Consider the following 12,295-nt stretch of genomic DNA (forward strand, 5'->3'; position numbering starts at 1 on the left):
AGCATTCACCTGCGGGAATAGACTGGGAGAATTAAATCGGTTGTGAGGGGTACTTCTGTGGAAGAACGTGCGACGTCGGCACCACCGGCGGGCGGGGATGACGGCCGCAAGGCTGTGGCAGTTCCGGCAACGAGTGTGCCGGGACGGACTGCAGCTGCGGTGCCGGTCGATTCTCCCGGCGTGCGTCCCACCTTCCCGGGACGGCGGGAACGCACACGTTCACGCCTGGCCCGCCTGACCGGACGGGGCATCGCCCCCTACTCGCCCATCCTGGAACCCCTGCTGCGGACTGTCCGGGCGAACAATCCCAAAGAGGACTTCGATCTGATCCAACGCGCTTTCGCGGTGGCAGAGCAGAGCCACCAGGGACAAAAGCGCAAGAGCGGTGATCCGTACATCACCCACCCGGTGGCCGTGGCCACCATCCTGGCTGAGCTCGGCATGACCGGGACAACCCTGGCGGCAGCGTTGCTTCACGACACCGTGGAGGACACCCCGTACACGCTGGCTGACCTGACGCGCGACTTCGGCCCTGAAGTTGCCATGTTGGTGGACGGCGTCACCAAGCTGGATAAAGTCAGTTTTGGTGAGGCTGCCCAGTCGGAAACCGTCCGCAAGATGGTCGTCGCGATGGCCAAGGACATCCGTGTCCTGATGATCAAGCTGGCGGACCGTCTCCACAATGCACGCACCTGGCGATTCGTTTCCGCGGAGTCGTCATCGCGCAAGGCCCGCGAAACACTGGAGATCTTCGCACCCCTGGCCCATCGCCTGGGCATGAATACCATCAAGTGGGAATTGGAAGATCTTTCCTTCGCTGCGCTGTACCCCAAGGTGTATGAGGAAATCGTACGCATGGTGGGAGACCGGACGCCGGAGCGGGAAAAGAGCCTCAGCGTCATCCGTAACCAGATAGCGGATGACTTGCGGACGGCACGCATCAAGGCGACCATCACGGGCCGTCCGAAGCACTACTACTCGATTTACCAGAAGATGATCGTCCGGGATAAGGACTTCGACGACATCAACGACCTCATGGGTGTGCGCGTCCTGGTGGATTCTGTGCGTGACTGTTACGCGGCCCTCGGGACGCTGCATTCGCGGTGGAACCCCCTTCCGGGACGGTTCAAGGATTACATCGCCATGCCCAAGTTCAACATGTACCAATCACTGCACACCACCGTGATTGGGCCCGGCGGCAAGCCCGTGGAGATCCAGATCCGTACCCACGAGATGCATCGTCGGGCAGAGTATGGCGTGGCAGCGCACTGGAAGTACAAAGACCAGCCCAACCGGACCGCGCAAGGACCGGGCAGCCCGCGCGACGGCGACATGGGCTGGCTGCGGTCGCTGGTGGACTGGCAGCAGGAGACCTCCGATCCCGGAGAGTTCCTGGATTCGCTTCGATATGAGATTAATGCCCGGGAAGTTTTCGTTTTCACCCCCAAGGGTGAAGTCATGGCCCTTCCAGCAGGATCAACACCTGTGGACTTCGCGTATGCCGTGCACACGGAGGTTGGCCACCGAACCATCGGTGCCCGAGTCAACGGCAAGTTGGTTCCGCTTAACAGCGAACTGAATCATGGCGACTGGGTGGAGATCTTCACGTCTAAGGCGGAAGGCGCCGGTCCCAGCCAGGATTGGCAGCACTTCGTCAAGTCGGCACGTGCTCGCAATAAGATCCGCCAATGGTTCACCAAGGAACGCCGCGAGGAAGCCATTGAGCGTGGCAAGGACATGCTGACCCGCGCCATGCGGAAGCAGAACCTGCCTCTGCAGCGCTTGATGACGCACGATGCTCTGTCCGCTGTGGCCGAGGACTTCCACTATGTAGACATCTCCGGGCTTTACGCAGGTGTGGGTGACGGGCACACGTCAGCTCAGTCCGTCATGGAAAAGCTCGTTGAGCATTTGGGCGGCCATGAAACGCCGGACGAAGACCTCGACGAAGTTAGTATTCCCACTCAGGTTGCGAAGTCGAAGTTCTCGGACTCAGGCGTCATCGTGCGAGGCGTGGGCGATGTGTGGGTGAAGCTGGCCCGCTGTTGCACGCCGGTGCCCCCGGACCCCATCCTGGGCTTCGTCACGCGTGGCTCAGGAGTTTCAGTCCACCGGACTGACTGCACGAATGTTTCCGGTCTGCGCGACCAGCCGGACAGAATCGTCGAAGTTGAATGGGCACCCACCCAGTCGAGTGTTTTCCTGGTGGAGATTCAGGTTGAAGCGTTGGACCGGAAGTCTCTTCTGTCCGATGTGACCCGCATCTTGTCCGAGAACCACGTGAACATCCTCGCCGCGTCGGTTCACACCTCGAGCGACAGGGTGGCGATCTCGAAGTTTGCCTTTGAGATGGGAGATCCGAAGTACCTGCACCACGTCTTGAACGCTGTACGACGCATTGACGGTGTCTTTGACGTTTATCGCACTACTGGTAACCGCCGCCGCAGCTAGCCCGGCTTCGGCTGGGCTGGCCGTGTCCCGGCTGGGCCGGCCGGGGCACTACCGGGCCAGTCTCGCTAAGGTTGCCAAGGCACGTTTTTTATGGGGGACTCGGGGGGCCGCCTCAACAGCCAGAGTCAGCAGACGGAGCCGGATGCCAAGCTCTTCGCGGTCCAGAAGACGCCTCAACGCCGGCAGAGCGCGATCGGCTTCGACGTGGAGGGCGATGTCGGCCGCGGTTCGGAGTGGGCTGCTCACCAGCATTCCTCCGAGGCTGACGACGTCCATTTGACCCAGACGGACCTCATGGAGACTGCAGGCCGTGGTTCCCCGCAAACTGGAGATGCGATGTTTTACATCAACCAGCAGTGACAGATGGTCTGGTGGATTCGCGCAACCGTAGATCCACGCTGCTGTGAGCCGTCCCGCGACCACTTTGGTTCGGATTCGTTCCGGGACGGTCAGGGCCGCTGCGCGGGCCCTCAGGCGGTGGGTGACAGCTACGCCCGGGGAGGCGTAACTCTTGCCGTACAGGGGCAGCAGGATGCCATCGAACGCCATGCTCTGCAGTTCGTTCCAAGTGAAGATGCGGCTGGGGGAGTAGAGCTCGGATATGACAGGCTCCAGCAAGTGCGGGGCGTTTACAGTGGGGACCATTCATTGATCATTCCGCGCGGCTGCCCTACGAGTACAGGCTCCGTTCCGGTTATGTGGATAACCGGAACGGAGCCTGCAGGATAGTCCCTAAGTTCAGAATCCTCTACGCGAGGTCACTGGCGGAGCGCTGGATCTGGTCAAGCCATGCCTGACGTGCTTCCAGAGCTTCGCGGGCGGCCTTGATGCGGCGCTGGTCGCCTGCCTTCTCGGCCTTCTCCAGATCTTCTTTGAGGCCTGCAATAGCGGATTCGAGTTGTGACAACGCGCTGTTGGTGCGGGCCTTGGTTTCCGGATTGCTCCGGCGCCACTTCTCTTCCTCAGCTTCACGGACCGCGTCTTCCACCTTGCGAAGGCCGGCTTCAATCCGGCCCATGTCCGCGCGGGGAACCTTGCCGGCATCTTCCCAACGGTCCCTGATGGACTGGAGGGCTTTCTTGGCAGCATTGAGATCGTTGATGGGGAGGAGCGCCTGCGCCTCAGCCACCAGTTGTTCCTTGACGGCCAGGTTCGCAGTGTATTCCTGGTCGATCTGGTCGTTGGCGGCCTGGCGGTTGCTGAAGAAGACGTCCTGAGCGGCGCGGAACCGGCCCCAGAGAGCGTCATCATCCTTGCGGCTTGCACGCGGAGTGGTCTTCCACTGGTCCATCAGCCTGCGGTACTCGCCGGCAGCGAATCCCCAGTCGGTAGACGTGGAAAGAGCCTCGGCCTCCGCAATCAAGGCCTCCTTGGCGGACTTTGCAGCGGAGTTGTTGCTGTCCAGCTGCGAGAAGTAAGCACGGCGGTGACGATCGAATACCGTCCGCGCTGAACGGAAGCGCTTCCACAGGGCGTCTTCGTTACTGCGGCCGAGCCTGACCCCGCTCTTCTGCGCGGCCTTCCACGTTTCAAACAACTCGTTCATGCGTGCGCTTGAGGTTTTCCACTGGATCTGCGCGGGGTCTTGGCCGGCAATGGTCTCAGCTTCGGCAACTATTGCTTCGCGGGCCGCGAGTTCGTTGGCGCGAATCGCGTCATGGGCAGCTTTCTCGGACTTTTCCAGTTCAACGATCTGCGCTGACAGGGCGTCCAGGCGAGCCTCAGCAGCACGGATGTCACCCACCATGTTGCGCTCAGCGAGCTGCTCACGCAGGTGAGTTACTGTCTTCTGCATGTCCGTGGCAGGAGCCTTGGATTCCACGCGGTGTTCCAGGAGAACCACCTGTGCGATGACGTCGTCGAACTTGCGCGCGAAGTAGCCAAGGGCCTCGTCGGTGCTGACGCCCGGGTACTGACCAACAGCGATCTCTTCGCCGTCAAGCGTCAGGAAGACGTGGCCGTCACCTTCAGCGCGTCCCCACTTGGCCGCCTCGGCGAGCGAGGCAGCGGACACCGCCGGGGCAGCAGGAACGACGGCGGCGGGAGCCTTGGGGCGGGCCGCGAAGGCTGCGGGTGAGGGTGCTGCGGACGGCGTGGGCCGGGGAGCGGGCGGTGTTGCGGGCTCCGTGGCCGGCGCTTCCTCCGTTGTTTCCTCGGCAGCCGGAGCTGATTCATTGGCCGGAGCAGCCTCTACGGGAGCTGGTGCCTCGGTACCGTTGGTGCCGGTTGCCTCGACTGCTTCTTCGTTGGCCACTACTGCTGTTTCGTCGGATTTCTGACTGTCTGTCACCGCTAAAAGTCTTTCGCTTGGAGGGAACTGCTCAGGTAATGCACCGCAGGCCGGGCCTGGAGCTGGTTACTTCAGAGAAAACGAGTCTATCGTGACAGGTGCCACAGGGGCGCCGTCGCTGGCATTATCGCCGGGTTTAAGGCCTGCTGCGGCGATCTTGGTGACGACGTCCAGCCCGCTGGTCACCTTGCCCACCACGGTGTATCCGCCGGCGGTATCAGCCGGAATGGTGGTGTCCTTGTAGACGATGAAGAACTGGTGGCCGTTGCCGTAGGCATTGTTCCCTGTGCGGGCCACCGCAATCGTCCCGGCGGGGTACTTGTTGTCCGCAGGCGTATTTTCCAGCGGCCCCCACCTGTAATCGGGGTCGTCTGCGCCGTCTTCGGACTTGGCGCCGCATTGGAGAAGTCCGAAAGTCTCTGACGTGGTCAATCGATGGCAGAACGCACCGTTGTAATAGCTTGCGTCGCTGAGGGACTTGAGCACGGCGGCGGCCTGTGGTGCCGCGGTCCCGTTCAGTTCCACGCCCACAACGCCGCTGTTCAACGCGAGCTCGCCTGTGAAGGTTTTTCCAGCGGCCGTGTCCGGGCTGGGTACGTCGGCGCTGTTGGAAGCTGCCGGAGAGGCGGAAGGCGAACTGAGCCCTGCCTCAGCGGCGGCGACCTCCGCCTCGGTGGGGTTGGAACTGAAGACCGTCAGCTGCAGTACGACGGCCAGGACAACTGCCACGGCAGCTGCACTCACGGCAAGGGTGTTATCACGTTTGCGTCGCTTGCCCTGTTCCTGCCGCAGGGCACGCTTGGCTTCCATCTGCCTGATGCGCCGTTTCGCTTCGCGGTCATCCCGCGATCTTGTTGCCAAGAGTCCTCCTGATTGTGTCCACTTTCGATGGCTGCCGACAGGAACCGGGCATGCTGCATTAGATGTGCACGCGCGGAAAGCATAAACTGGCTGCCGCACATAGTTTATGCATGACCGGCTGGACGCCCGCCCTGTAAACGCCGAAAGGGTGTTTAAAGCTGCGGTGCGATGCCAGAGCGTCAGCTTTCTTCGAGGAGACTTTTCCACCATGGCACGTACCGCCTCCCTGTCCGGATTCCCCGAGTGGCTTCCCCAGGAGCGGTTGGTGGAGCTCCATGTGCTGGATACGCTCCGGAAGACGTTTGAACTGCACGGCTTTTCTTCCATAGAGACCCGGGCGGTTGAAACAGTGGGCCAGTTGCTCCGCAAAGGCGAGATCGACAAAGAGGTCTATGGCCTGAGCAGGCTCCAGGATGATGAAGGGGAGGCTGCGAAATCGGACAAGGCCGATCCCAACGCCCTGGCCCTCCACTTCGACCTGACCGTTCCCTTCGCCCGCTACGTGGTGGAAAACGCCGGTTACCTGGCCTTTCCCTTCCGCCGGTACCAGATCCAGAAAGTCTGGCGTGGCGAGCGGCCGCAGGAAGGCCGTGCGCGTGAGTTCACCCAGGCTGACATCGATATTGTGGGCGACGGCGAACTTCCGTTCCGTTACGACGTCGAAATCGCGTTGGTCATTGCTGAGGCCCTCAGCGCCCTGCCGATCCCGGATTTCCGGCTCCGGATCAACAACCGCAAGCTGGCTGAAGGCTTTTACCGCGGCATCGGCCTGACGGACACGGCAGGGGTACTGCGCAGCATCGACAAACTGGAAAAGATCGGCGCCGCGAAGGTGGCCGAGCTTTTGAAGAGTGAGCTCGGTGCCACTGACGAACAAGCCGGTCTAGCCCTTGAACTGGCCACGATCCGTACGGAAGACACCTCATTCGTGGATCACGTCCGCGCGCTCGGAGTGAAGGACGATCTCCTCGACGAGGGCCTGAACGAACTTGAGCAGGTCATTCAGGCTGCAGTTCAGCGCGCTCCCGGTAAGGTCGTTGCGGACCTGAGCATCGCCCGCGGTCTGGACTACTACACGGGAACTGTTGTGGAGACGGTGCTTGTGGGCCACGAGCAGCTGGGTTCCATTTGCTCAGGCGGCCGCTACGACGCACTGGCGAGCAAGGGCAACCGTAGGTTCCCCGGCGTCGGCCTTTCCATCGGGGTGACGCGCCTTGTCTCCCGTATCCTCAGCCAGGAACTTGTTATAGCGTCGCGTTCCGTGCCCACGGCTGTGCTGGTGGCCCTGGACTCGGATGACAGCTGGTCAGCGGCGCAGGACATTGCAGCCCAGTTGCGGGGCAGGGGGATTGCCACGGAAGTTGCTGCCAAGGCCGAGAAGTTCGGTAAGCAGATCAAGTTCGCGGACCGTCGCGGCATTCCTTTCGTGTGGTTCACCGATGACGACGGCAAGCATCAGGTCAAGGACATCCGCTCAGGCGAACAGATTGACGCCGACCCCGCCAGCTGGACGCCCGATGAAGAGGATTTGTACGTCCGCATCACCACCGCCGGCTAGGACCCAAGGATTGTTCCGTCCTCGTGGCGGGAGCCGTGGCCGGGACGGGTAAACTCGGACGGGATCGTCCTTGCAACGATCCCTCTATATTTCATGCTGAAAGGAATGCTGTGCTGCGCACACATGACCTCGGATCACTTCGCTCCGAGCACATTGGACAAACCGTTACCCTGGCCGGCTGGGTGGGGCGCCGCCGTGATCACGGTGGCGTTGCATTCGTTGACCTGCGTGATGCGTCCGGTGTAGCCCAGGTGGTTGTCCGTGAGGAAGAGGTCTTCCACGGCCTGCGGAACGAGTACGTCCTGCAGGTGACAGGTACTGTCAACAAGCGTCCTGAAGGCAATGAGAACCCGGCGTTGGCTACGGGTGAGATCGAGGTCATGGCGGACAAGGTGGTCATTCTCAACACCTCCGAACCCCTGCCGTTCCAGATCGACGAGCACGTGGAAGTTGGCGAGGAAGCCCGGCTCAAGCACCGTTACCTGGACCTCCGCCGCCCTGGTCCCGCGCGCAACATGCGTCTGCGCTCGGAGGCAAACCGTGTGGCACGCGAACTTCTGCACCAGCGTGGCTACGTGGAAATCGAGACCCCCACGCTGACGCGTTCGACGCCGGAAGGCGCCCGTGACTTCGTTGTCCCGGCACGTCTTGCCCCGGGTTCCTGGTATGCGCTGCCGCAGTCGCCGCAGCTTTTCAAGCAGCTGCTCCAGGTGGGCGGCTTTGAAAAGTACTACCAAATTGCCCGCTGCTACCGCGACGAGGACTTCCGCGCGGACCGCCAGCCGGAATTCACGCAGCTGGACATCGAAGCCAGCTTCGTGGACCAGGACGACGTCATCGAACTCGGCGAGGCAATCGTCAAGGCATTGTGGCAGTTGATCGACGTGGAGATTCCCACGCCGATCCGCCGCATGACGTACCTGGATGCCATGGCCAAGTACGGCTCGGACAAGCCAGATCTGCGTTTCGGCGTTGAACTGACCGAGCTCACCGAGTTCTTCAAGGACACCAACTTCGGTGTCTTCAAGGCGCCGTATGTCGGCGCCGTGGTGATGCCCGGTGGTGCTTCCCAGCCGCGGCGCACCTTGGACGGTTGGCAGGAATTCGCCAAGCAGCGCGGTCACAAGGGTCTCGCCTACGTCCTCTTCAAGGAAGACGGCGAATTGGCTGGCCCGGTAGCCAAGAACCTTACCGATGCCGAGCGCGAAGGTCTGGCGGACGCCGTTGGCGCCAAGCCCGGCGATTGCATCTTCTTCGCCGCCGGCGAGAAGTCCGCAGCCCGCGCCCTGCTCGGTGCTGCCCGCGTTGAAATCGGGCACCGCACAGGGCTGATCGATCCGAAGGACTGGGCTTTCGTCTGGATCGTGGACGCTCCCATGTTCGAGCCCGCCGCCGCGGCTGTCGCCTCCGGTGATGTTGCAGTGGGCGCAGGACAGTGGACAGCTGTGCACCACGCCTTTACCTCGCCCAAGCCTGAGTTCCTGGACACCTTTGATAAGGACCCGGAGTCCGCGCTCTCCTACGCCTACGACATCGTTTGCAACGGCAACGAGATCGGCGGCGGTTCCATCCGTATCCATGAGCGCGAAGTGCAGGAGCGCGTCTTCCAGCTCATGGGCCTGGACAAGGAAGACGCTGAAACCAAGTTTGGCTTCCTCCTGGAAGGCTTCAAGTACGGCGCACCTCCGCACGGTGGAATGGCCTTGGGCTGGGACCGTGTGGTTGCTTTGCTCGCGGGCGTCGAGTCCATCCGCGACGTCATTGCTTTCCCGAAGTCGGGCAACGGCTACGACCCCCTGACTGCTGCGCCGGCACCGATCACACCGCAGCAGCGCAAGGAAGCGGGCGTCGACTTCAAACCGGAGTCCAAGCCCGCAGCCAAGCCGGACACGAAGTCCGAGTAAGCGGTAGCCAAAGGCTCTCCACCACGGTGGGGGGCCTTTGGCGTTCCCGCCGCGGACTCCGGCCAACCACTCCCGCCAACGAAAGGTGCAGCAGAATGCTGGATCAAGCATTCCTGGAATCGCTCATGGACAGGGCCTGGCCTGCGCTTGAGCGTGAAGACCTTGACCTTGAAGACCTTGACCTTGAAGACCTTGACCCCGGAAATACGGGTGGGTGGGTCCTCCGCGCTTCGGAGGGAGTGACGCAGAGGGCAAATTCCGTGTGGCCAAGGAACCTGGATGGCGGGTCGATGGGAAATCCGGACATGTCCCGGTCCATTCGTGCAGCAGCGGAGTGGTACCGCCTTCGTCGTCTGCCCTTGATCTTCCAAGTGTTCGGTGACTCCCGCAGCGCCGCTCTTAACGCCGTCCTGGATACCCAACGTTTCACGAGGCAATCCGAAACAAGGATCATGGTCCGCGGTGTGGATGAGCTGCCGGTGGGCGCTTCGGGCCGACACGTTGACATATCTGATGAGCCCTCCGACGAATGGCTTCGCATGTGGTGGTCCGTCGACGGCCGTGGCGGGGACGCCGAACTGTCGGTCGCTCACAAGATTCTCCTCGCCTGCCCGGCGCTGTACGCAACGGTGAGGGACGACGACGGCGTCCCGGCCGCCGTCGGACGTCTCGCCTTGGTGGACGGTTGGGGAGGTATCTACAGTATGGCGACGTCGGCTGGGCACCGCAGGCGCGGATTCGGAACCAAGGTGCTGGACGCGTTGTTGAATGCCGGAGCCGAACGGAATCTGCAGGGTTTCTGGCTGCTGGTTACTGAGGCCAATCGCGGTGCGCAGTCACTCTACTCACAGGCCGGGTTCACGGACTACGGAAGCTACTTGTACCGGCAGGCGCCGTTGCGGCGGGCGTCCAGCGGCTGCTAAGCGGGTGGATCGGTCACTGTAATTCGCACGGAGCAGGCGTCGGTAGCCGCCTTCGCCAACACAGCAGTCCTGGGCTCTTGGATATCCAGGAAAGCGAGGCGAGTACGTCCTGATATCGCTTTGAGCAGTGAATGGGCAAGGACCTGATCCACCAAGGCACGGTCGCCACCCGGGACGATGTACTCGATGCGGTGTTCGTTGAAGATCCGTGAGGCATGTTCTGCCGTGGCCTTGGCGTCGACGAAGCGGTTGCCACTCTTCGAAGCGAGGATCGCGGATCCGCTGGCGGCCGCTATGGCGTAGCCTCCCCTGCGAACCAGCAGCAGGCCCAACCCCCGCTCCTGGTGAGCAAGCGATATCAGGCGGTCCAGTTCAGTCCCTCCCCGGCCCGGACGTCCGTCCGACGGCCATGGGGCTTTCAACAGGGCAGTCGCCCCATCGGCTGCGCGCAGGAGCAGCCCGTCCCCGTCGAAGTCTTCGACAACGGCACCATGGCTCGCCGCAAAGCGGTCCACCCATCCCTGCAACCGGGTCGCGGGCACCAAAGCGGTCCGGCTGCCTGAACGCTGGTGCGGGGCAGATGCCTGGCGATCCACGTCAATGTCTCCTTTGCTGGAACTATGAGTAGCCTATCCATGTGGAAGATCTCTTTGGTGCGGGTGCAGTTGACGACGACGAGTCGGAGGATCTGCCTGCTTCAGGGGGTCCCTCCGACGCTCACTGGATGGCTTCCCAGCGTAGTCCGCTGGCGGTCAGGATGCGCCCCCGGTCGCTGGACGAGGTAGTAGGGCAGCAGCATCTGCTGGGGCAAGGTTCGCCGCTTCGGCAGCTGGCAGCCGGTGCCGATGCTGCCGGTCCGGCGGGTCCCAGCTCGGTGATCCTTTGGGGTCCGCCGGGAACAGGGAAAACGACGCTGGCGCATGTGATCGCTCGCGGACCCGGACGGAAGTTCGTTGAGCTGTCCGCCATCACCGCCGGCGTCAAGGATGTTCGTCGGGTCATGGACGAGGCTTTGACTGCCCGCGACCTGTACAAGAAGACCACTGTCCTTTTCCTTGACGAGATCCATCGCTTCAACAAGGCCCAACAGGATGCACTGCTGCCCGGCGTCGAGAACCGCTGGGTGGTGTTGGTGGCGGCCACCACGGAAAACCCGTCATTCTCCGTAGTCTCGCCGCTCCTGTCCCGTTCGCTGCTCCTCACGCTGAAGCCGCTCACGGATGACGACATTTCGGGTTTGCTGCAACGAGCTGTGGTCGACGCCCGTGGCCTCGCCGGCCGCGTGGAGCTCAGCCCGGAGGCACTGGACCACCTGGTCCGGCTATCCGGAGGCGATGCCCGACGGGCGCTGACAGCATTGGAGGCGGCCGCCGGTGTCGCGTTCGGTGACTCCACCGCCGTCGATGTTCCCGATACCGCGACGGGGCCTGAAGAGGAAGGCGAAACCGCCGACGCCGAACCCGGACTCGCGAACGACGGCCCGCCCGACGCGCCGGTCATGGTGGAACTCCGCCACACGGAACGTGCGTTGGATGCGGCGGCCGTCCGCTACGACCGCGCCGGCGACCAGCACTATGATGTGGCCAGTGCGTTCATCAAGTCCATCCGGGGCTCGGACGTGGACGCTGCCCTGCACTATTTGGCACGCATGCTTGAAGCCGGGGAGGACCCGAGGTTCGTTGCGCGGCGCATCGTGATCTCCGCAGCCGAAGACATCGGCATGGCTGACCCCACGGCGTTGCAAACCGCCGTGGCAGCGGCGCAGGCAGTGCAGTTGATTGGCATGCCGGAGGGCCGCATCGTGCTGGCCGAAGCCGTGGTCCATTTGGCCACCGCCCCCAAGTCCAACGCCGCCTACATGGGTTTGAACAAAGCGGTGGCCGATGTTCGTGCCGGATTCGGCGGCGGCATTCCCATGCATTTACGCGACGCCCATTACCCGGGTGCAAAGCAATTGGGCCATGGCAAGAGCTACAAGTACGCACACGACGAGCCGCATGGAGTGGCAACCCAGCAGTATCCGCCGGATGATCTGGTAGGTAAGGACTACTACGAGCCCACCAACAACGGAGCTGAACGGGATATTGCCGCCAGGCTGGAACGGCTCCGCAAGATCGTCCGGGGGGAGTAGCCGGCCGGATCAACCCAACTGCGGGCGGCCGCCCGGCCCGTGGTAGGATAATTGCTTGTCTGGCATGGCCCGACGCACAATCCCTTTGAGATTTCTTCAATAGTGCCGTGCGCCCGGGCTAGTAGCAAGAGGCAGCGGTTGGCCGATGCTCTCCCTGATGGAGGCCAGTAACACTGA

9 protein-coding genes are annotated in these 12,295 nt (G+C 62.5%); 5 read left to right on the forward strand and 4 right to left on the reverse strand.

All coding sequences use genetic code 11. The features are described 5' to 3' along the window. Positions 1-57: 57 nt before the first annotated feature. The gene (locus AC1RJY_RS10070; RefSeq protein ID WP_014921985.1) at positions 58-2,451 is read left to right on the forward strand and encodes a RelA/SpoT family protein; all 2,394 of its coding nucleotides are present in this window, start codon (positions 58-60) and stop codon (positions 2,449-2,451) included. Between the two features lie 48 nt (positions 2,452-2,499). On the opposite strand, the gene AC1RJY_RS10075 is transcribed toward AC1RJY_RS10070, so the two are convergent. From AC1RJY_RS10075 to AC1RJY_RS10085, 3 genes are all read right to left on the reverse strand, one after another. Beyond that, on the reverse strand, positions 2,500-3,096 hold the full coding sequence (locus tag AC1RJY_RS10075) for a hypothetical protein (RefSeq protein WP_011774976.1): 597 nt from the start codon (positions 3,094-3,096) through the stop codon (positions 2,500-2,502). 103 nt (positions 3,097-3,199) lie between these two features. Next, complete coding sequence (locus AC1RJY_RS10080; protein WP_498602242.1) at positions 3,200-4,741, reverse strand: DUF349 domain-containing protein; 1,542 nt, start codon at positions 4,739-4,741, stop codon at positions 3,200-3,202. A 66-nt stretch (positions 4,742-4,807) separates the two neighbouring features. Next, on the reverse strand, positions 4,808-5,602 hold the full coding sequence (locus tag AC1RJY_RS10085) for a peptidylprolyl isomerase (protein ID WP_193352618.1): 795 nt from the start codon (positions 5,600-5,602) through the stop codon (positions 4,808-4,810). Positions 5,603-5,810: 208 nt separating this feature from the next. Between AC1RJY_RS10085 and hisS the strand changes: the two genes are divergently transcribed. The 3 genes from hisS (at position 5,811) to AC1RJY_RS10100 (ending at position 9,987) form a co-directional block, all read left to right on the forward strand. Then, a complete protein-coding gene (gene hisS / locus AC1RJY_RS10090; protein WP_498602243.1) occupies positions 5,811-7,160 on the forward strand; it encodes a histidine--tRNA ligase in 1,350 nt (449 codons plus the stop codon). Between the two features lie 110 nt (positions 7,161-7,270). Continuing rightward, on the forward strand, positions 7,271-9,064 hold the full coding sequence (gene aspS / locus AC1RJY_RS10095; RefSeq protein WP_187329877.1) for an aspartate--tRNA ligase: 1,794 nt from the start codon (positions 7,271-7,273) through the stop codon (positions 9,062-9,064). Between the two features lie 95 nt (positions 9,065-9,159). Beyond that, positions 9,160-9,987: a GNAT family N-acetyltransferase gene (locus AC1RJY_RS10100; protein WP_498602244.1), complete on the forward strand. Its 828-nt coding sequence runs from the start codon at positions 9,160-9,162 to the stop codon at positions 9,985-9,987. Here the strand turns inward: AC1RJY_RS10100 and AC1RJY_RS10105 are convergent. Beyond that, positions 9,984-10,583 (reverse strand): Vms1/Ankzf1 family peptidyl-tRNA hydrolase, encoded by a 600-nt coding sequence (locus AC1RJY_RS10105; protein ID WP_011774970.1) that lies wholly within the window; start codon positions 10,581-10,583, stop codon positions 9,984-9,986. The two genes, AC1RJY_RS10100 and AC1RJY_RS10105, sit on opposite strands and share 4 nt — an antisense overlap. 41 nt (positions 10,584-10,624) lie before the next feature. On the opposite strand from AC1RJY_RS10105, the gene AC1RJY_RS10110 reads away from it, so the two are divergent. After that, a complete protein-coding gene (locus tag AC1RJY_RS10110) occupies positions 10,625-12,118 on the forward strand; it encodes a replication-associated recombination protein A (RefSeq protein WP_011774969.1) in 1,494 nt (497 codons plus the stop codon). Positions 12,119-12,295 lie beyond the last annotated feature (177 nt).

It is taken from the genome of Arthrobacter sp. GW822-FHT05G07, from assembly GCF_058799755.1.

What these genes read in the sequence shown, in the direction of transcription:
- AC1RJY_RS10075 (WP_011774976.1), bottom strand. Translation starts at nt 3,096, where the DNA reads ATGGTCCCCACTGTAAACGCCCCGCACTTGCTGGAGCCTGTCATATCC.
- hisS (WP_498602243.1), top strand. Translation starts at nt 5,811, where the DNA reads ATGGCACGTACCGCCTCCCTGTCCGGATTCCCCGAGTGGCTTCCCCAG.
- AC1RJY_RS10100 (WP_498602244.1), top strand. Translation starts at nt 9,160, where the DNA reads ATGCTGGATCAAGCATTCCTGGAATCGCTCATGGACAGGGCCTGGCCT.